Here is a 19,413-nt window from a genome sequence, read left to right on the forward strand (position 1 = left end):
CCATACTGCGGCGCACCTGTCGAAAGATCCAGGTGTAAAGATTTACGGTTGCAGTCTGAGCCGGTCCCAGCTTCCATCCGCGCTCAGCTTGAACGCGATGCGGTCATGCAGCCGGGAACTGCGGCCTTGCCAGAATTCGATATAGTCCGGCACCAGACGGTAGCCGCCCCAATGCGCCGGGCGGGGCGGATGCTCGCCGTGTTTCGCTTCGGCATCGGCGTAACGCGTTTCCAGCGCTTCGCGGCTGGCAACCGGCTCGCTTTGGGATGATGCAATCGCGCCAATCCGGCTGCCTAGCGGCCGGCTCTGGAAGTAGGCCTCGTTTTCTTCTGCGGAAATGGGTTCGACGCGGCCTTCGATGCGGACTTGCCGTTCCAGTTCGATCCAATAGAACAGCAGCGCGGCGTACTGATTTTGATGCAGCTCGTGCCCCTTGCGGCTCTCGTAGTTGGTAAACCAGGAAAATCCGCGATGATCGAAGTCCTTGATCAGCACGATGCGCGACGAAGGACGCCCATCGGTGGCCACTGTCGCCAGGCTCATCGCATTGGCTTCCGGTACTTTCGCGTTGAGCGCCTCATCAAACCACTTCTTGAATTGCGTCATCGGATCGGCAGCGACATCCGACTCCGACAGGCTGGCGCGACTGTAATCTTTTCTTAAATCTGCTATCGACATCTTGATTCCTGGTTATTTACTGTGTAATTGCGCGACGTAGCCGCATCGCTTCGCCTAACTGCGCCATCTGTGCGGCACTGAACAGGCGGATTGCCATCGGTGCGATGTGCGTTTCCTCCTTTTGCAGGTGGCTAGTATATAGTTCGGCGAAATGGCCCACGTCCTGCTCCGATAGATGGCTGCCGGCGCCTGCATTTTTACCCGCAGCGATCTGTTGCAATTGCCGCTCAAGCACTTGCCACGCGGCATCCATTTGCTGATGTTCCTGCAGAATCAACGGCAATAATTGTGCCAATAATGCCGCATCGTCTCCTGTTGCCGATACTTGCAGCATCGGCAACAAGTCATTTTCTTCATCCGCATGGTGGTTGGGCGCCGCTTTATTAAAATACTGCAATATCGATTTTGCAGCTTGTTGCGCATCAATATCCGCACCATGTTGTGGCAAATACGACAACAATTTTTGCATGGTGCTGATTTGTTTTCGGATGCGGTCATGGCAGTGCTTGAGTACCGCAATCGGCTGGTCGAAACCGGGAATCGGCGTAAATAATGATGATGCGTTTTGCATGGTGCTATCCCATTTAACAGTAACCGACATCAGTATACATAAAGCGCTAATCCTGGCTTTATGCCAGTTTCCCTTAAAATGACGCAATGAATACAATAACGAAACTGGTAATACCGGGTCCTTTGGACGACATCGATTTCGACCGCCGTTTCGGCGGCATCGCGCGTTTGTATGGCGATGCTGCGCTGCAGCGCTTTCGGGCGGCGCGGGTCTGCGTGGTCGGCGTCGGCGGCGTCGGCTCCTGGGTGGTGGAAGCTTTGGCGCGCAGTGCGATCGGGCACCTGACTTTGATCGATCTCGATAACGTGGCGGAATCGAATGTCAACCGCCAGATTCAGGCTTTGTCGGCGACCCTGGGTCAGGCCAAGGTGACTGCGCTGGCGCAGCGCATCGAACAAATCAATCCGTATTGCCGCGTCACCGAAGTTGAGGATTTCGTCACGCCCGACAATCTGGATGCGATGATCGGCGCCCATGACTTCGATTATGTGATCGATGCAATCGACAACGTACGGGCCAAGACGGCGCTGATTGCCTATTGCCGCGCACACGCAATTGCGCTGATTACCATCGGCAGTGCCGGCGGCCAGATCGATCCGACCAAAATTGAAATACGCGACTTATCGCGGACCGAGCAGGAACCGTTGCTGTCGAAAGTGCGGAAATTGTTGCGCGCACAACATCGTTTCCCGCGCGGCACCAAGAATAAATTCGGCATCGATGCGGTGTTCTCGACCGAGCCTTTACGCTTCCCCGAGACTAACGACGCCTGCGCGCTGGAGGGTGACGGCAGCGTTGGCAGCGCCGGCATCACCGGGCTTAATTGCGCCGGCTTCGGCTCGGCGATGGTGGTTACCGCCTCTTTCGGCCTGGTTGCGGCGGCGCAAGTGTTGCGCAAGCTTGCCGTGGCCGAACCGCCTGTCACGAGCAGCGCGGCGGTAGTTGTGGATTAATCTTTTCGAGATGTGTGGGATATTACACGCATCAATAACGAAAATAGTGTGGAGTATATTTTTCATAGGCAATAAAAATATGCGTAAAATGCCATGAAAATAGTCATACATACCCCACTATTTTTACGAAGCAGAGTGTGTTGTGACGTCTTTGGCGACCAATGCGGAAACATCAGTAAGCATCAGTAACATCAGTTAGCACCTTCAAGCCGGCGCGAGGCCAGCAGGCGATAGCGGGGCGCGCTGCCAGTGGTGGTCGATTGCACCAGCGCGATGTGATCGGCGCGCCAGATGATCGGCCTCATGTCCAGTGCAGCCGCAGCCATAGCCATAGCCGAATCACGGGCCAGCGTGAGGTGCGGCTTGAAGCGTGTTCCTTGGTCGAAAACGATATTCTGCTGCGCCAGAGCGGCAAGCAAGGCCTGTCGAAGCGCCGTCAGCGTCTCGGGCGCACGCTGCATGCCGGCCCAGATAATCCCGTTCTTGGAAAAATGCCCCAGACAATCCACGTTCAGCGTCATCGCCGATGCCGGCAGCTTTGCCAGCAATGCTTGCAGCGCCGGCAGCGCTGCCGACGCTTGTGTTCCCAGAAAAACCAGCGTCAGATGCAGGTCTTCAGCGGGCGTGATGCGCCCCGGCATCGGTGCTTGCAGCTGGATGAGCGCCGCTCGGGTCGCATTGTCCGGCCATAACGCATAAAAAAGGCGGACACCACTCTCTTTTGTCTTCATCGCTTCATCGCCTAAGCCTAAAGCACATCCAAGTCTGGCAATCATTCATGAGCGCGCCACCAGTCGCGCCATCCAATCCCTGAATAACAAGACTTTCTGCTGATTGGCCACGCTGTTGGGATACACCAGGTAATAACTCTGTCCGGTGGACAGCATCTTGTCGAACGGGATTACCAGTCGTTTGGTCTCGATATCTTCCCGAATAAGAGAGCAATCGCCAATCGCGACGCCGAAGCCGTGAGCGGCGGCATTCATTGCCGAATCCAGCGTTTCGAAATTCTGGCCGCTGTCGGGATTTACTCCGGCCACCTCTGCAAACTTCAGCCACATATGCCAATCGCGATGGTCGCGGGTCGGATGCAGCAGCGTGTGATGGCTTAGATCTGCAGGAGTATTGAGCGGTTTTGCGCCCTGCAGAATTTCGGGGGCGCAAACCGGGGTCAACTGTTCATCAAACAGCAGTAATGCATGCACCTCTTCGCCGCTCGGCGTGCCATATACGATCGCGGCATCGAACGAGTCGCGCCTGAAATCGACATTGTGCTGGGTCGTGGTAGTCAACTGGATCTGGATGTCCGCATATTCCGCCTGAAACAACATGATCTTCGGCAAAATCCAGCGCATCGCACAAGTCGGCACTTTGAGCGCAAGGTCATTGCGCTGCCGCGTTAGCCGGGTTGAAATTTCTTCAATGCGCGAAAAACTCTCGCGCACCACCGGCAGCAGGATTTCCCCCTCGACCGTCAGGGCCAGCCCTTTGGGCAGTCGCGTAAACAGCTGAAAACCGTAATGCTCTTCCAACGCCAGGATTTGCCGACTGACTGCGCCTTGCGTCAGGCACAAATGTTCTGCCGCACGGGTGAAATTGCGATGACGCGCGACGACTAAAAATACCTGTAGAGCGTTCAGTGGAGGCATGCGCTGCATCGATTACCCCTGATATTTGGTATGCGTAAAAATCATAATGACGACGGTAATCATGTGATTGTAAAAAATCTCTTGGCGATCCGGAACAATCGAGAACAACCGAGAAGCCGCGCTGCAAGCGCCGCTCTCCAGATTCTGCAAAGAGTACAAATCTACTATTTTTTTGCATGCAGGTAAAGCCGGATGCCAGGCTGCTGGAACAGGTGAGCGCAGATAAGTTCGGTGCCCGGCGCGGCATTACATTTTCACATGGCTGGCATGAGAAAGTTTCGATTGCTGCTATGGCTGCTGAGCCGCACTATGCCAATCACCAAGCCCCGCTTGTCGAGCATGACAATGGGCTGTGGGATGCGCGGCTTTTAGCTCAAGTGTTATGAAAAACATTGCGATGCCACGTAATTTGCATCTGCGAAATACAATAATCCAGGAGATCGCCATGCGCGAACATGATGTCAGTAGGAGACATTTCATCAAGACGGTAGGGGCCGCTTCAATCGCTGCCGCCACATTTTCCACCCCGTATATTCACGCGGCAGAGTCCAAATTCAAGGGCAAGACATTGCGTCTGCTGACCTGGTCCGACGACACCGGCCTGGCGGCGCTGCGCAATATCGCCGCCACCTTCGAAGCCAAGACCGGCGCCAAGGTGATTGCCGACCGCACCGGCAGCACCTCGGAAATGGTGGCCAAGCTGAAGGCCGCCGGCAGCAAGCCGCAATACGACGTGATCACGCTGGCGGGCGTCGGCGCAGTGGGACTGGCCAAAGCCGGCCTGCTGGAAAAGCCCGACTTCAATCGGATTCCGAATATCAAGGATGTGCCTGAAAAATACCGTACCGGCGCCGATGGTCATGGCATCGGATATTTGCTTTGGTGTAATAGCCTGATGTACAGCACCCGCACCATCAAAGAAGTGCCGGATAGCTATGCCGCATTGTGGGACCCGAAATACGCCGGCCGCCTGTTCCTGCCGCCGCCGGGCTGGACCGAGGCCATGGATTTGATCATCGTCGCCGCCAAACTGGCCGGCGGCAATGAGCGCAATATCGAGCCGGGCTTCAAGAAGCTGGCCGAATTGAAGAGCCGGGTCATGATGCTGGGCGAAAATCCGAACCAGGTTGCCGAACTGTTCCGCACCGGCTCGCTCGATATCGGCGGCTTGTATGCGCCTGCATTCTTCCCCAAACAATTGAAGAATCCCGCATACGGCATGGGCTCTACCTTCGGCATGAAGGAAGGTTTTTTCGCCGATCTGATGTTTTCCGTGATGCCGAAATCCCGTCCGGGCGATTCCGACCTGACTTACGCCTTCATCAACCATACGCTCGACCCGGTGGTTCAAGGCAAGATGGCCGAAGACATTTTCAACGGTCCGGTCAATTCCAAGGCCGTGATTTCAAGCGAGGCGCGCAAGAGTCCGTACATCCTGACGCCTGAGCTGATCGCGGAAAAAGGCATTATTCACGACAACGTTTTCCTTTCCACCGTGCAGGGAGAGTGGTTGCGCCGCTACACCGAAATCTTCTCTTCGTAATGGTGTTGTGATTTGCGCGTCTGCCGCTGCCGTTTCAAGCAAACGCAGGCGCGCGCTGTCTGTCGTAATCAGCCGTGTTGCAACTTGTGATAAGAGAACCGAGATGAATCCTGGTATCGGGCTGGCCCATCAGGCCGGCGACGCTGTCCCGCGTCCCACTAAAAAATTGCGTTCCCCCACTGCCCGCGCCTGGCTTTTTCTGCTGCCGGCAATGCTGTTTCTATTCGTGCTGGTGGTGGCCAGCCTGTTGGTGCTGCGCATGAGCGTCGGCGTCAAGGGTGAAGAATGGAGCGCCTTCAGTCTGGCTTCGTATGTGCGGCTGCTGGAACCCTATTACCTGAAATCCTTGCTGCTGACCATGCGCCTGGCGCTGGTCAGTTCGGTGATCGCGGTGGCGCTGGCGATTCCGGTCGGGCTGGCGATGGCGCGCCTGAAGTCGCCGCTGATGCGCCAACTGTTTCTGGCCGCGGTATTGCTGCCTCTGCTGGTTAACCTGCTGCTGCAAAGTTATGGCTGGCTGGTGATCCTGGGGCCGGCCGGCTTGCTGAATAAATTGCTGCTATCGCTCGGCCTGATCGAGCGTCCGGTGATGCTGTTGTACAACCAGACCGGCGTGCTGCTGGGGCTGGTGCAGACCGCATTTCCACTGGCAGTGCTGCCGATTGCCAGCGCGGTGCGCGGTGTCTCGCGCAGCTATGAAGAAGCCGCCGCGATGCTCGGCGCCAGCCGGCTGCAAGTGCTGCGCCAGGTCGTGCTGCCGATGAGCATGCCCGGCATCATGACCGGCGCCACGCTGGTGTTCGCCTACAACGCCAGCAGTTTCGTGGTGCCGATGCTGTTGGGCGGACGCCGGGTGCCGATGCTGGCGGTGGTGGTGCATGACCAGATTGCGCCCTTGCTCGATTGGCCGTCGGCCTCCGCCGGCGGTGTGGTCCTGATCCTGTCGACGCTGGCCGTGATGGGCTTGTCCGAATATTTTACCGGCCGCAGCCGCCGTGCCCTGGAGCTTGCATGATGACGCACCCAACCGCATCAATGTTGTCCGAATCCTCAGCCCCAGCCTTACTGCGCCGGGCCGGGATTGCAAGTTGGAATCCATTCCGGCGTGCGCCCACCTTGCCGGGCGAGGGCGGACGCTTCGTGACGATTCTGGCCAGCATGATTTTGTTGCTGATCGTGCTGCCGATTCTGACCTTGATTCTGATGTCGTTCAGCGCCGGCGAGACGCTCGATTTCCCGCCCGCCGGCTATAGCCTGCAATGGTACCGGGCGGCCTGGAATACCTTTGTCTCGCCCGACAAGAGCGACGTGCTGTCGGTCGGCCAGGCCTTCACCACCAGTTTGCTGGTGGCGTTCCAGACCATGATCCTGGCCACGCTGGCGGCGATCCCGGCGGCCTATGCGATCACGCGCTGCCGTTTTCGCGGCAAGGCGCTGGCGATCCAGCTGGTGTCGCTGCCGCTGGTGTTTCCGATGGTGGTGCTGGGGCTGTCGCTGTTGCTGGTAATGGATCATCTGCCATTCGATCTGGGCAGCTGGCGGCTGGTGATTGCGCACGTGATCCTGGCGTTGCCGTTCGCGATCAAGAACTGCACCGCTGCGCTGACCGGGATCGGCAGCGAAATCGAGGAGGCGGCGCAGATGCTGGGTGCGCGTCCATTGCGCGCGATCGTCGATGTGGTGGTGCCGCTAATGCGCTCCGGCATTCTGGCCGGCGCGCTGCTGGCGTTCATCGTCTCGTTCAACGAGTTCACCGTCACCTTTTTTCTGTACACCATCGAAGTGATGACGGTGCCGATCTTGATGTTCAGCCGAACCGTGTCCTCGCTTGACCCAACCGTGTTCTCGTTCGCGGTGTTGACGGTGCTGATCGATTTCGTCCTGATCTGGGCGCTGGAGAAACTGGTAGGCGATGGCGGCGTGTCATTTTAAATAACAACACATTCGGAGACGAGTATGAGCGGATTAATTCTGGAAAACGTGGAAAAGCGTTTTGGCGCCACCTGCGCGGTGCAAGGCGTTAACCTGAACCTGCCGCAAGGCAAGCTGGTGTGCTTTCTCGGGCCATCCGGCTGCGGCAAGACCACCTTGCTGCGGCTGATTGCCGGCCTGGAAACCCTGAGCGCCGGTTACATCCGTCTCGACGGTCAGGATATCAGCGGGGTGCCGGCTTACCAGCGCAACTTTGGCATGGTGTTTCAGTCGCTGGCATTGTTCCCGCACATGACGGTCGGCGAAAACATCGCCTATCCGCTGCGCTTGCGCGGCGTCGACAAGGATGCGCAGCAACGCCGCGTCGCTGAGTTGCTGCAGTTGATTCAACTGCAGGATTTGGCCAAGCGGCCGGTCGCGCAATTGTCCGGCGGCCAGCGCCAGCGGGTGGCGATTGCCCGCGCCATCGCGGCCGATCCCAAACTGCTGTTGCTGGACGAGCCGCTGTCGGCGCTGGACGCCAAGCTGCGCGAATCGATGCAAGTCGAAATTCGCCAACTGCAGCAACGCCTGGGCATCACCACCATCATGGTCACGCATGACCAGCGCGAAGCAATGACGATGGCCGACATCGTGGTGGTAATGGGCCACAACAAGGTGCAGCAGGTCGGCACGCCGATCGAGATTTACCGTAATCCGGCCAACGAATTCGTGGCTGATTTCATCGGCATGAGCAATATCTTCCCGGCCACTGCGCTGGGCGGCGGCCGGGTCGGCTTGCGGAGCGGGGCGGCGATCAGGGTGCCGGTGCCGGACCGGGTCCACGTTGGCGCTGCGGTGAAGATCCTGGTGCGCCCGGAAGAACTCGAACTGTCGCACGCCTCCCAGCCTGACGGCGATCGCGCGCCGGTCACGTTTGTGCGCGACAACGGCACCACGATCGAGACCACCGCCGATAACGCCGGCAGCGTGCTGTTGGCCTTGACCACGCAGCGCCAGTCGGCCGGCGTGATCCAGATTCTGGTCCATCCGAAGGAGTGTGAAACCGCAGCCGAGCTGGACGGCAACGGCAACCACCTGCATGGCACGGTGACTTTTGTGCGCGATATCGGCGCCACGATTGAAACCACGGTCGATTGCGGTGGCATCTTGCTGACCGCGTTGAGCACCCACCGCCAGGGCTTGAGCCTGACGGTGGGTAATCTGGTGGCGGTCAATATCCCGGAACATGCGTGCTGCGTATTGGCAGCCTGATGCATCAGGCTGCCAATTCTAATATTGTGTATGGAACATACACATATGCATACACATATACGTATATATTTAATACGCACTGTTTATATGCGTAAATATCAGTATTTTTATGCATACTCCCTATTTTTAAAATAGAGGGATTGCAGCGCAATGGAGTTGCCGGATTTTTATGTGCGGCATTTCCTTTCGCTATGCATGAAACGCATGCTTTACATGAGAAATGATCGCTGTCAGCGCCAGCGGGAAAGTGGAAAAATGGCTGCGTGACATGATTCAAATCGCTGTTTAAAACTAGAAGGAGACATCATGAAAAATATCATTACTTTATTGGTTTTGGCCGGCACTCTGGCGACGCCGCTGGCGCAGGCAAAAGAGTGGAAAGAAGTCACGATTGCGATGGATGCAACTTACCCGCCGTTTGAATCGGTGACGCCGGATGGGCAGCTGATTGGTTTCGAGGTCGATCTGGCCAACGCGGTATGCGTTGAAATGAAGGTCAAGTGCAAAATCATCAATGCCGGCTGGGATGGCTTGATTCCCGGTCTGATGGCAAAGAAATACGATGCCTTGATGACCTCGATGAACATCACCGAAGAACGCAGAAAAGCCATCGATTTCTCCGACACGTATTACCGGATGCAAAATCGTTTCGTCGCCAAAAAAGGCGCCAACATCCAGATCAGCAAGGAAGGTTTGAAGGGTAAAACGATTGCGGTGCAAAACAGTACGCCGCAAGACAATTTCGCCACCGAACAATTCGGCGATGTCGCAACCATCAGGCGCTATGCCACCGCCAACGAGCCTTATCTGGAATTGATCAACGGCCGTGCCGACCTGCACTTCGGCTTCATCGTACAGATCAACGATGGCTTCCTGAGCAAGGATGGGAATAACAAACAGTTCGAGTTTGTCGGGCCAACCTATACCGGCCAGGACAACAAGAAACTCGGCGAAGGCGTTGCGGTTGCCGTGCGCAAGCAGGATAAAGACCTGCGGGAAATGTTCAATAAAGGTTTGGCCGCAGTGAAAAAGAACGGTTCTTTCAAGAAGATCAACGACAAATACTTCCCGTTCAATCTTTCTGGCGATAAATAACATCAAGCGGCATGTCGCACACCCGATGCCGGCAGCCCGAAAGTCGGGTGTGCATAAATAGTTCAGCAAAATTTTACAAAGAAGGGCACGTCAAGTAATGGTTACCTGCGGCGAAGTACTGGTTACATTGTTGGAGAACTACGGCGTCAAGCTGGTATTCGGGATACCCGGCGTGCACACGGTCGAACTGTATCGTGGTCTGGCCGCATCGTCGCTGCGCCATATCACGCCGCGCCATGAGCAGGGCGCCGGCTTCATGGCCGATGGCTATGCGCGCGTCACCGGGCAGCCCGGCGTGTGCTTCATCATCACCGGGCCGGGGATGACCAATATCGCCACCGCGATGGCGCAAGCGTATGCGGATTCGATCCCGATGCTGGTGATCTCCAGCGTCAATGCGCGCCACCAGATGGGCCGTGGCAATGGTCATTTGCATGAATTGCCTTCGCAACGCAATCTGACCGCCGGCTTCACTGCCTTTTCACACACCCTGATGACGCCGGATGCATTGCCGCAAATCCTGGCACAGGCGTTCGCGGTGTTCGAGTCGGCCCGCCCGCGCCCGGTGCATATCGAAATTCCGCTGGATGTGATTACTGCGCCGGCCGACCATCTGCTGCTGGCGCGCGCGGTGTCGCCGTTGCGGCCGGTTGCCTGTGATAGCGCGATTGCAGCAGCGGCGGCGCGCTTGTTGCACGCCAGACGGCCGCTGATTCTGGCCGGTGGCGGCGCGGTTGATGCCGGGCCGGCATTGCAGCGGCTGGCCGAGCACTTGCAGGCACCGATCGCGCTGACCATCAATGCCAAGGGCATCATTGCGGCGGACCATCCGCTGCTGATCGGTTCCAGCCAATCCACCGCGGCAACCCGGGAACTGGTGCGGGAAGCCGATGTGGTGCTGGCGATCGGCACCGAACTGGGCGAAACCGATTACGACACCGTGTTCGACGGCGGCTTCACGATTCCCGGCGAACTGATCCGTATCGATATCGATGCCCAACAGCTGACGCGTAATTACCGTGCGTCGATCACGATGGTGGCCGACGCCGGGCAGGCTGCATCTGCGTTGCTGGCCGCCGTCATCCGTACACCCTATGAACCGGCGACGCCAAACTGGGGCGCGCAACGCGCCGTGCAAGTGCGCAGTGCGGTTGCGGCCGGCTACGATGCGCCGACCCGGGCCCAGAAGCGATTGCTGGAAGCGGTCAGGCAAGCGTTGCCGGATGTGATCATTGCCGGCGATTCCACCCAGCCGGTGTATGCCGGCAATCTGGTGTATGACGCCACCGCGCCGCGTTCCTGGTTCAACTCCTCGACCGGCTACGGCACCCTGGGTTATGGCTTGCCGGCCGCCATCGGCGCCAAACTGGGTGCCGGCAAGCGCGCTGTCGTTTGCCTGATCGGCGATGGCGGCTTGCAGTTCACCTTGCCGGAACTGGCGAGCGCGGTCGAAGCGCAGGTGCCGATTATTGTTTTGCTATGGAATAACGCCGGTTACGGCGAGATCAAACGCTACATGACTGAGCGCGATATCACGCCGGTCGGGGTCGATATTTATACGCCTGACTTCATGACCCTGGCGCGCGGTTTCGGCTGCATCGGCGAGCGGATTCGCAGCGTGAATGCGTTGCTGGAAGAATTGCCGCGCGCAGCCCGCCGCAGCGTACCCACCGTGCTCGAAATTGACGAACAGAGCTGGATCGCAGAGGAGGGTGGGTTATGAAAGCTGTACCCAGCCAGCTGTATATCGATGGTTGCTGGCAGGATGCGGCTTCGGGTCAGATGCTGCCGGTGATTAATCCATGCACCGAAGAACAGCTGGCGCAAGTCGCGGCTGCCGGCGCTGCTGATGTCGATCTGGCGGTACGCGCTGCGGCCCGCGCCTTCAAAACCTGGCGGCATACCAGCGGCAGTCAACGCGCCGTTTATCTGCGCGCGATTGCGCACGGAGTCGAGCAGCAAAAAGACTTTCTGGCACGCCTGCAGTCGCAAAACAATGGCAAGCCGCTGACCGAGTCGCACATCGACGTCGGCGATGTGGTCGCCACCTTTGCCTACTATGCGCAATTGGCCGAGCAACTGGATGCGCAGCAGAATGCGCCGGTGGCAATCCCCAGCGCCGATTTTAGCGCCAGCCTGCGGCGCGAACCCTGCGGTGTGGTTGGCTTGATCGTGCCATGGAATTTTCCGATGGTGACCACCGCCTGGAAGCTGGCGCCGGCGCTGGCAGCCGGCTGCACGGTGGTCTTGAAACCGTCCGAAGTCACGCCTTTGCCGGAATTGGCGCTGGCCGCCATCATCGCCGCCACCGGCCTGCCGGCCGGAGTGCTGAATGTGATAACCGGCACCGGCCAGGCGGTGGGCGCGCCGCTGGTGGCGCATCCGTTGCTGTCGAAAATATCGTTTACCGGCAGCAATGCGGTCGGCAGCATGGTGATGAAGATGGCGGCCGCAGATATCAAAGGCGTCAGCCTGGAGCTCGGCGGCAAGTCGGCGATCCTGGTATTTGACGATGCCGATTTGGAGTTGGCGCTGTCGCTGGTGATGGGCGGCATCTTTTTCAATGCCGGCCAGATGTGTTCGGCAACATCGCGCCTGCTGGTGGCGCAATCGCTGGCCGCTGAACTGCTGGCACGCCTGAAACAGGCCTGCGAGGAACTGGTGGTGGGTGACCCGTTCGCCGCAGGCACCCAGATGGGGCCGCTGGTCAATCGGGCGCAGTATCAGCGGGTGTTGTCTTACATCGAGCGCGGTATTGCCGATGGCGCGCAATTGCTCACCGGCGGCGGCCGTGCAGAAGGATGCCAGCGCGGCTTCTTCGTGGCGCCGACGATTTTCAATCAGGCGCCACTGGACAGTGCGATCTGGCGCGAGGAAATTTTCGGCCCGGTGTTATGCGTGCGCAGTTTTTCCAGCGAACAGGAAGCCGTCGCGCTGGCCAATGACAGCGAATTTGGACTGGTGGCGACTGTCGTGACCGCCAGCACCGAGCGTGCAGCCCGCGTCTCGGCTGCGCTGGAGGCTGGCGTGGTGTGGGTCAATGCGCCGCAAGTGATTTTCCCGCAAACCTCCTGGGGCGGCATGAAAAAAAGCAGCATCGGGCGCGAACTGGGACCGTGGGGCATGGCAGCATTTCAGGAAATCAAACACGTTGTTACAGCGCTTATTTAAGGTGAAAGTCGCGTAGCGACTCACTCTGCTCCCCTCTCCCGCAAGCGGGAGAGGGGTTGGGGGAGAGGGCGGTCACGGCGCTTTCATTCGTTGGCGTGGCATTTTCGCCTTGCCTGTTACTTACACAAATCATCAGGAGAACAACCATGTCGGAACGCATTCTCAATCAACCGCTCGGTGGCAATCAAATGCCGCGTTTTGCCGGACCAGCAACCATGATGCGTCTGCCCAGCGCCGCTTCCGCGCAGGGTCTGGACGCCTGTTTTGTCGGTGTGCCGTTCGATATCGGCACCTCGAACCGGGCCGGTGCGCGTTTCGGCCCGCGCGCGATTCGCGCCGAGTCGTGCTTGCTGCGTCCGTATAACATGGCGACCCGCGCCGCGCCGTTCGACTCGATGCAGATTGCCGATATCGGCGATGTCGCGATCAATACCTTCAATGCGCAAAAGAGCATCGACATCATCACCGACGCCTACGACGAAATCTTGCGGCATGACTGCACGCCGCTGACGCTGGGCGGCGATCACACCATTGCATTGCCGATCCTGCGCGCGATACACAAGAAATACGGCCCGGTCGGCATGGTGCATATCGATGCGCATGCCGATATCAATGACGATATGTTCGGCGAAAAAATTGCGCATGGCACGCCATTCCGGCGTGCGGTGGAAGAGGGCTTGCTCGATGGCAAGCGGGTGGCGCAGATCGGCCTGCGCGGCACCGGCTATACCGCGGAAGATTTCGACTGGCCGCGCAGCCAGGGTTTCCGCGTGGTGCAGGCAGAGGAGTGCTGGTATAAATCGCTGGCGCCGCTGATGGCGGAAATCCGCCAGCAACTGGGTGCCGGTCCGGTCTATCTGAGCATCGATATCGACGGCCTCGATCCTTCGTTCGCGCCCGGCACCGGGACCCCGGAGATCGGTGGTCTGACGATCTGGCAAGCACTGGAAATCATCCGCGGCTGTCGCGGTCTGAATATCGTTGGCGGCGATCTGGTGGAAATTTCGCCGCCTTATGATCTGTCCGGCAATACCGCGCTGGTCGGCGCCAATTTACTGTTCGAGATGCTGTGTGTATTGCCGAAGGTGGAATATCGCAGCTAATTATCAACCGCTTTGTTATCACTGCGTAGGGTGTAACCCATCATGATCAACCGCTTAATGCGATGGGTTGCACCCATCCTACCGCTGATGTCGCGCAGCAGCCTTTATCGACGCGAAATGCGGCATCTACGCATATTTAATACAGGCTTGGGTATATTTCATGTCGCCAATAGACGTTTGCGGGTAATGCCATGAAAATTGCAATACTCCCTATTTTTTACGAATTCATTCGGATGGAGAGCCTCTTCGTGCCTTGCGTGGATCATGCCGCCGAATTGTCGCGCCGGAAAACCGCCCGAAGGCGGTCAATAAACAGGGGTGTGCGTTGATCAATGCTAAGAAAGTGATCTCACATTTGTTTCGGTGGACGCGCATACCTTTCGACGTGAATAGGCATATTTTCGTCCCAAGGCAATGAATGGAGCCTCGAAAAAACGATACGAAATAACCGCCGCGAAGTAGCTTCCGACAAAAATCAGTGCAAATATAAATAACAGTTTGGGATAGTTTCCATAGATTTGGAAGCGCATGACCAGCAGAACGGCAATGCCGGCAAACAGCAAATGGTACAGATAGATGCTGTATGAAATAACGCCATACTTATAAAGGTGGTCCGTCATCCACGACTTGATTGCGATGGGTTTAACGTACAGCGCCAGTGCCGTGGCCACTATAGCGATAAGACCATAGCAGTTTGTCTTGTCGCTAAAAAAGAACATTTCTTGAGGCAAGGCAATATAGTCAAGCCGGATAGCGGCAGCCAGCGCAACACACCCTAGAAACAAAACAAAACCCAGGGAGAATCGCATTCTCCAGCGCACCTCGTCAAATAGCGCGGCAATGATGACGCCACCAAAAAACGTGAATCCGAGTTGAAAAAACTCGTAGCGATCCATCGCGATCAACCCCGGATGATGCAGCACGAAATACAGCAGCCCGATGATGAATAAAGATGCGCCAATGCCAACCACCTTGCGCCGCATCAGTATCAATACAATTGGCAACAACAGGTAGTATCTGAACTCTATCGGCAGCGACCAATAGGCTGCATTGAAAATGTTTTTTGGCCCGGTATAGTCAGACGCCAGCAGCAGGTATCGAAGCACGTCAGCTGTTGTGTATGGCGTTAGAAAATGCGCAATCCAGTACTCTTTATTTCCCGTATAAAAAGCGGCAAATACCTCGATGAAAACAATGTACACAAGCAACGACACTGCGAAAGCAGGCCAAATTCGCAGGATTCGCTTTACATAAAAGCGTCCTACGTCGCCCAGGCTGTTCAAGCGGGAAGCATTGCTAAGATACAGCGTACAACCACTCAACACGAAGAAAAGGCACACGCCAAAGGAGCCCAGGTCCAGCAGATTCATCGGCAGGAATCTGCTGCCCACATCCCCTGGGCCATAGACAACTTCCGCGCTGCGCATTGTGTGTGAAACGATTACAAAAAAAGCAGCGATTCCACGCAGCCAGGTCAGCTGCTCAAAGTATTGTTTTTTCATTGTCTGGGGAGCAGGCACGCGATTATCGCGTAGGACTTATACCTACAGGATATGTTGATTAACAAGTGGCGAACTATAGCATCGGTGGCGCGCATCACCGGATTATCAGAATATGGCGGTTAAAGCGGCGACCGATGGATCTGCCGGCGATGTGACTGACAAAGATGCTGCGCTCAGGCGTCACTGCACCTTAACGAGACCATGCTCAGCACTGCGTTTTTTGTCAGATATTTGCTGACAAACTGGAGCATGTTCTGCTTGGTCAGAAGAAGGTTTTTATTAATGTGAGAAACCGTCGGACATCATTAAACATCATACTTATTTCAGCGCTAATTATGAATAAGGCTGTTTGAAAAGCCGCGGGATACCTATTCAATAACCGCATGCACTGCTGGTTATATAGATTCATTATGCTTTTTCGAGTGCAGATTAATACGCATCCCATTCCCAGAAAAGCGCCAGCGAATATATCCGTAGGGTAATGCAACCCAAGATAAACCCTTGGCAGGGCAATAAAGATCAGGACGTAGAGAAAAACAAAGGAACCAACCACTCTTGAAATCATAAAAATGCCCAAGGCGAGGCTGAAAAATAGGGCAGCGTGATCGCTTGGGAAAGAGTTCCAATCGAATAAGGATTGGCTTTCCGGCAGAGGTAATCCAATGTACGCATGGTAGGGCAGTGCCGCGTTTGCAAAGGGGCGTGGCTGATAGGGCGCGATATTGTTCACTAGTCGCGCGATGAATACGGCGACAACGCATCCGACGAGAGTTGCAATAATAAGTTGCCGGGTGTTTAATTTTGCATCCGTATCCCTGAACCAAAAGTACCAGAGCAACCCCATGATCGGGAGCCCTTTAAGTAAATGTGCTGCTTCAATATACTGAATCACTTGATTGAAATGGGCTGAGACTGATGTGTACTGGCCCAGCCAATGGATCACCGCGAGATTCAAAGAATTATTCCACATTCTGTCTCTATCCTTGTTCTAAACAATTTGTTAAATCAATACAGCAATCTTCCGGCGCCAGAGCTTTGCCCGCAAACTCCACAGGGCGGCGCTATTAGTTGGAAAAGTACCCAGGACAAACCCTCTGCCTGCAATACGTAATATTGGTAATACTGCAATCAGGTGTTCCAGGCCTTAATCGATGACAGGTCAAAGATCGACTTTTGTTCTACGCTGAGCACATTATAAAAATCTTTGACGATATGGGACGTCCTGCGCAGGCTCTCCGCACTCAGGCGCATTACGGCCGACATTTTTGCTATTTTTTCTGGCGTCGTAATGTTTTCAAAATCCGCTGGTGTTGCTGCCCGGGCTTTTTCTCCAAGCTGGGCTTCCTCTTTTTTTAGCATTATCAATGCAGCGAAAAACGTTTCCCATGCGCCTTGCTGCGCCGGTTTCAGATCAAGATTTTTATTAAGTTCAGCAACGTACCGATGGGTTGACGACACCGGATCGTTCCATCGATAGTGCGGTTGTTTATTGCTCGCTGTTGCTTCCGTCTGCGTTTCTTGCGCATCGCTATAAATCCCGGCTGTTGCCAGGTAAAACCCTGCGAACAAACTTGCTCTCCTGGCCGACGTTTTCATCGCATATTTCTCCCCGATATGCCGCAATCCGTCACAGTATCTTGGACCAGGATGTTGCGTCAATTCGGTATTTGTAATGCCTTGTAACTGCACTGCTAGAGATTGCTGGATGGTCCAGTCAAAACGAGCCTGCGGACTCTGACGGCGGGATTCGCGGGCGCTTTCCCAAAGGGCCTGCATCTGTGCAATGCAGGGTAGAACGGATTGCGGGTGTCAGTAGCAAAGGATTTCTTTACAACTGTCGTCGATTGCTGTCACGGTGCGGCGACCGTTACATCAGGATAATGTCGTATTGCTCTTGTTGATAGATGGTTTCGACCTGCAGTGAAATCGGCTTGCCGATGAAATCGCCCAGCATCGCCAGGTGCTGGGATTCCTCTTCCAGAAACATGTCGATCACGATTTGCGCTGCCAGAACGCGGAATTCGCGCGGGTTGAATTGTTTCGCTTCGCGCAATAATTCACGCAGTATTTCGTAGCAAATGGTGCGTGCGGTTTTGACTTCACCCTTGCCGCCGCAGGCTGGACAGGATTCGCACAGAATATGCGCCAGCGATTCGCGGGTGCGTTTGCGCGTCATTTCCACCAGGCCCAGGGCGGAAAAGCTGCTGACCGACACCTTGGTGCGGTCGCGCGACAGGGTTTTCTTGAGTTCTGCCATCACGGAATTGCGATGCTCCAGGTTTTCCATGTCGATGAAGTCGAGGACGATGATGCCGCCCAGGTTGCGCAAACGCAACTGGCGCGCGATCGCATGCGCCGCTTCCAGATTGGTCTTGAAAATGGTGTCGTCAAAGTTGCGTCCACCGACATAGCCGCCGGTATTGACGTCTATCGTGGTCATCGCTTCGGTCTGGTCGACGATCAGGTAGCCGCCGGATTTCAGATTGACACGGCGTCCCAGCGCCCGTTCGATTTCTTCTTCGACGCCATACAGGTCGAACAGCGGGCGCTCCCCGGTGTAGTGCTGTATGCGGCCCAATACGCTGGGCGTATAGGTGGTGGCGAACTCGTGCAGCCGGGTGAAGTTCTCGCGCGAGTCGATCTGGATGTTGGCGGTCTCGTCATTCACAAAGTCGCGCAGTACGCGCTGCGCCAGACTCAGGTCTTGATACAACAATTGCGGGGCTGCCCTGGTGCGCGACACAGCGGTGATCGCGCTCCACGTTTTGCGCAGATATTCGATGTCTGCCTGCAAATCTTCATCCGGCGCATCTTCGGCCATGGTGCGCACGATGCAGCCGCCTTTTTCTTCCGGCGGCAGCAAGCCCTGGACCCGGTTGCGCAACAACTCGCGTTCCACCTCGTTTTCAATCCGCTGCGAGATGCCGATATGCGGATCTTGCGGCAGATATACCAGCATGCGGCCTGCAATCGAAATCTGGGTCGACAGCCGGGCGCCCTTGGTGCCGATCGGGTCCTTGATGACTTGTACCGTCAAGGCTTGGCCATCATGCAGAATTTTTTCGATTGCGGTCGGCGCGGTGTTAGCGCCGTCGTGCGGACGCGCTTCCCAGATATCGGCAACATGCAGGAAGGCTGCACGCTCCAGGCCGATATCGATGAATGCCGACTGCATGCCCGGCAGTACGCGCACCACTTTTCCCGAATAGACATTGCCGACCCGGCCGCGCGACAGCGTGCGTTCGATATGCAGTTCCTGGACCGCGCCCTGCAGGATCAGGGCGACCCGGGTTTCCTGCGGCGTGATGTTGATGAGGATGTTTTCGCTCATAGAGGCTCATAGTGGCCGAATACCGGCTTCTTGTAATAGTTGTGTAATTTCGAAAAGCGGCAGTCCCATGATGCCGGAATAACTGCCGGCGATATGGCGAATGAACACTGCGGCCAGGCCCTGGATTCCATAGCCTCCCGCCTTGTCATACGGTTCATGGGTGGCGCAGTAGCGGGCAATCGTTGGCTCGGTCAAGTCATCGAACGTCACTTCGGATATCTGGGTCAACTGCCATGATTGTTCATTGTGGTATAGCGCAATACTGGTCATCACTTGATGCGTACGTCCGGATAGCTGCCGCATCATTTCTACCGCTTCGGCGGTGCCGACAGGTTTGCCCAGAATTTTTCCATCGATCACGACCGTGGTGTCGGCCGCCAGCACCGGGCGTGGGGGAAGCCGGCGCTTTCGCATCATTTGCCAGGCGAACGATGCCTTTTCGTTGCATACCCTAGCCACGTAATCTTGCGGTAATTCATCCGGGTGGACTGCTTCGCTTACGTCCTCCGGGCCGCGTGTGGTGAGATCGCGCAACTGTAATATTTCAAATTCGATGCCGATCTGGCGCAGCAACTCGCGCCTGCGGGGGCTTTTCGATGCCAGGTAAATTTTCCGTTCGGGCTGTTTCATG

At 56.4% G+C, this 19,413-nt stretch carries 18 protein-coding genes; 9 read left to right on the plus strand and 9 right to left on the minus strand.

Going from position 1 to position 19,413, the window contains the following annotated elements; translation table 11 throughout:
• Positions 1–42 precede the first annotated feature (42 nt).
• On the minus strand, positions 43–678 hold the full coding sequence (gene pdxH, locus KGFNPO_RS02105) for a pyridoxamine 5'-phosphate oxidase (RefSeq protein ID WP_472632878.1): 636 nt from the start codon (positions 676–678) through the stop codon (positions 43–45).
• A 16-nt stretch (positions 679–694) separates the two neighbouring features.
• Positions 695–1,345, minus strand: a complete 651-nt coding sequence (locus KGFNPO_RS02110) for a hemerythrin domain-containing protein (RefSeq protein ID WP_472632879.1) — start codon at positions 1,343–1,345, stop codon at positions 695–697.
• Between KGFNPO_RS02110 and tcdA the strand changes: the two genes are divergently transcribed.
• Positions 1,336–2,202, plus strand: a complete 867-nt coding sequence (gene tcdA / locus KGFNPO_RS02115; RefSeq protein ID WP_472632880.1) for a tRNA cyclic N6-threonylcarbamoyladenosine(37) synthase TcdA — start codon at positions 1,336–1,338, stop codon at positions 2,200–2,202. The genes KGFNPO_RS02110 and tcdA overlap by 10 nt on opposite strands.
• A gap of 191 nt (positions 2,203–2,393) precedes the next feature.
• On the opposite strand, the gene thpR is transcribed toward tcdA, so the two are convergent.
• Both thpR and KGFNPO_RS02125 read right to left on the minus strand, forming a co-directional pair.
• On the minus strand, positions 2,394–2,933 hold the full coding sequence (thpR, locus tag KGFNPO_RS02120; RefSeq protein ID WP_472632881.1) for an RNA 2',3'-cyclic phosphodiesterase: 540 nt from the start codon (positions 2,931–2,933) through the stop codon (positions 2,394–2,396).
• A 45-nt stretch (positions 2,934–2,978) separates the two neighbouring features.
• Positions 2,979–3,860, minus strand: a complete 882-nt coding sequence (locus KGFNPO_RS02125; RefSeq protein ID WP_472632882.1) for a LysR substrate-binding domain-containing protein — start codon at positions 3,858–3,860, stop codon at positions 2,979–2,981.
• Between the two features lie 436 nt (positions 3,861–4,296).
• Here KGFNPO_RS02125 and KGFNPO_RS02130 point away from each other — a divergent pair, with 436 nt between their 5' ends.
• The 8 genes from KGFNPO_RS02130 to speB all read left to right on the plus strand — a co-directional run bounded on the left by KGFNPO_RS02130 (position 4,297) and on the right by speB (position 13,949).
• On the plus strand, positions 4,297–5,394 hold the full coding sequence (locus KGFNPO_RS02130; RefSeq protein ID WP_472632883.1) for an ABC transporter substrate-binding protein: 1,098 nt from the start codon (positions 4,297–4,299) through the stop codon (positions 5,392–5,394).
• Between the two features lie 103 nt (positions 5,395–5,497).
• Positions 5,498–6,409: an ABC transporter permease gene (locus KGFNPO_RS02135; protein ID WP_472632884.1), complete on the plus strand. Its 912-nt coding sequence runs from the start codon at positions 5,498–5,500 to the stop codon at positions 6,407–6,409.
• A complete protein-coding gene (locus KGFNPO_RS02140; RefSeq protein ID WP_472632885.1) occupies positions 6,406–7,326 on the plus strand; it encodes an ABC transporter permease in 921 nt (306 codons plus the stop codon). Before KGFNPO_RS02135 ends, KGFNPO_RS02140 begins: the two co-directional genes overlap by 4 nt.
• A 24-nt stretch (positions 7,327–7,350) precedes the next feature.
• On the plus strand, positions 7,351–8,580 hold the full coding sequence (locus KGFNPO_RS02145; RefSeq protein WP_472632886.1) for an ABC transporter ATP-binding protein: 1,230 nt from the start codon (positions 7,351–7,353) through the stop codon (positions 8,578–8,580).
• Positions 8,581–8,886: 306 nt separating this feature from the next.
• Positions 8,887–9,675 carry an ABC transporter substrate-binding protein gene (locus tag KGFNPO_RS02150; protein WP_472632887.1) on the plus strand — a complete coding sequence of 263 codons (789 nt, stop codon included), beginning with the start codon at positions 8,887–8,889 and terminating at the stop codon, positions 9,673–9,675.
• A 97-nt stretch (positions 9,676–9,772) separates the two neighbouring features.
• A complete protein-coding gene (locus KGFNPO_RS02155) occupies positions 9,773–11,398 on the plus strand; it encodes a 5-guanidino-2-oxopentanoate decarboxylase (protein WP_472632888.1) in 1,626 nt (541 codons plus the stop codon).
• Complete coding sequence (locus KGFNPO_RS02160; RefSeq protein WP_472632889.1) at positions 11,395–12,846, plus strand: aldehyde dehydrogenase family protein; 1,452 nt, start codon at positions 11,395–11,397, stop codon at positions 12,844–12,846. The genes KGFNPO_RS02155 and KGFNPO_RS02160 overlap by 4 nt, the downstream gene beginning before the upstream one ends.
• A gap of 146 nt (positions 12,847–12,992) precedes the next feature.
• Complete coding sequence (speB, locus tag KGFNPO_RS02165; RefSeq protein WP_472632890.1) at positions 12,993–13,949, plus strand: agmatinase; 957 nt, start codon at positions 12,993–12,995, stop codon at positions 13,947–13,949.
• A gap of 335 nt (positions 13,950–14,284) precedes the next feature.
• On the opposite strand, the gene KGFNPO_RS02170 is transcribed toward speB, so the two are convergent.
• The 5 genes from KGFNPO_RS02170 to KGFNPO_RS02190 all read right to left on the minus strand — a co-directional run bounded on the left by KGFNPO_RS02170 (position 14,285) and on the right by KGFNPO_RS02190 (position 19,412).
• Positions 14,285–15,451, minus strand: coding sequence for an acyltransferase family protein (locus tag KGFNPO_RS02170; RefSeq protein ID WP_472632891.1), 1,167 nt, complete (start codon positions 15,449–15,451; stop codon positions 14,285–14,287).
• 262 nt (positions 15,452–15,713) lie between these two features.
• Positions 15,714–16,421: a phosphatase PAP2 family protein gene (locus KGFNPO_RS02175; protein WP_472632892.1), complete on the minus strand. Its 708-nt coding sequence runs from the start codon at positions 16,419–16,421 to the stop codon at positions 15,714–15,716.
• Between the two features lie 158 nt (positions 16,422–16,579).
• On the minus strand, positions 16,580–17,227 hold the full coding sequence (locus tag KGFNPO_RS02180; RefSeq protein ID WP_472632893.1) for a Spy/CpxP family protein refolding chaperone: 648 nt from the start codon (positions 17,225–17,227) through the stop codon (positions 16,580–16,582).
• 91 nt (positions 17,228–17,318) lie between these two features.
• On the minus strand, positions 17,319–18,782 hold the full coding sequence (gene rng, locus KGFNPO_RS02185) for a ribonuclease G (protein ID WP_472632894.1): 1,464 nt from the start codon (positions 18,780–18,782) through the stop codon (positions 17,319–17,321).
• 6 nt (positions 18,783–18,788) lie between these two features.
• Positions 18,789–19,412 carry a Maf family protein gene (locus KGFNPO_RS02190; protein ID WP_472632895.1) on the minus strand — a complete coding sequence of 208 codons (624 nt, stop codon included), beginning with the start codon at positions 19,410–19,412 and terminating at the stop codon, positions 18,789–18,791.
• Position 19,413: the final 1 nt, after the last annotated feature.

Source organism: Gelidimonas diazotrophica (assembly GCF_055694025.1).

Excerpts from the sequence above, each read along its gene's own strand:
- thpR (WP_472632881.1), bottom strand. The coding sequence starts at position 2,933 with ATGAAGACAAAAGAGAGTGGTGTCCGCCTTTTTTATGCGTTATGGCCG.
- KGFNPO_RS02175 (WP_472632892.1), bottom strand. The coding sequence starts at position 16,421 with ATGTGGAATAATTCTTTGAATCTCGCGGTGATCCATTGGCTGGGCCAG.
- KGFNPO_RS02180 (WP_472632893.1), bottom strand. The coding sequence starts at position 17,227 with ATGCAGGCCCTTTGGGAAAGCGCCCGCGAATCCCGCCGTCAGAGTCCG.
- KGFNPO_RS02145 (WP_472632886.1), top strand. The coding sequence starts at position 7,351 with ATGAGCGGATTAATTCTGGAAAACGTGGAAAAGCGTTTTGGCGCCACC.
- KGFNPO_RS02155 (WP_472632888.1), top strand. The coding sequence starts at position 9,773 with ATGGTTACCTGCGGCGAAGTACTGGTTACATTGTTGGAGAACTACGGC.
- KGFNPO_RS02150 (WP_472632887.1), top strand. The coding sequence starts at position 8,887 with ATGAAAAATATCATTACTTTATTGGTTTTGGCCGGCACTCTGGCGACG.
- KGFNPO_RS02125 (WP_472632882.1), bottom strand. The coding sequence starts at position 3,860 with ATGCAGCGCATGCCTCCACTGAACGCTCTACAGGTATTTTTAGTCGTC.
- rng (WP_472632894.1), bottom strand. The coding sequence starts at position 18,782 with ATGAGCGAAAACATCCTCATCAACATCACGCCGCAGGAAACCCGGGTC.
- KGFNPO_RS02160 (WP_472632889.1), top strand. The coding sequence starts at position 11,395 with ATGAAAGCTGTACCCAGCCAGCTGTATATCGATGGTTGCTGGCAGGAT.
- pdxH (WP_472632878.1), bottom strand. The coding sequence starts at position 678 with ATGTCGATAGCAGATTTAAGAAAAGATTACAGTCGCGCCAGCCTGTCG.
- KGFNPO_RS02140 (WP_472632885.1), top strand. The coding sequence starts at position 6,406 with ATGATGACGCACCCAACCGCATCAATGTTGTCCGAATCCTCAGCCCCA.
- KGFNPO_RS02190 (WP_472632895.1), bottom strand. The coding sequence starts at position 19,412 with ATGAAACAGCCCGAACGGAAAATTTACCTGGCATCGAAAAGCCCCCGC.
- KGFNPO_RS02130 (WP_472632883.1), top strand. The coding sequence starts at position 4,297 with ATGCGCGAACATGATGTCAGTAGGAGACATTTCATCAAGACGGTAGGG.
- KGFNPO_RS02170 (WP_472632891.1), bottom strand. The coding sequence starts at position 15,451 with ATGAAAAAACAATACTTTGAGCAGCTGACCTGGCTGCGTGGAATCGCT.
- speB (WP_472632890.1), top strand. The coding sequence starts at position 12,993 with ATGTCGGAACGCATTCTCAATCAACCGCTCGGTGGCAATCAAATGCCG.
- tcdA (WP_472632880.1), top strand. The coding sequence starts at position 1,336 with ATGAATACAATAACGAAACTGGTAATACCGGGTCCTTTGGACGACATC.
- KGFNPO_RS02135 (WP_472632884.1), top strand. The coding sequence starts at position 5,498 with ATGAATCCTGGTATCGGGCTGGCCCATCAGGCCGGCGACGCTGTCCCG.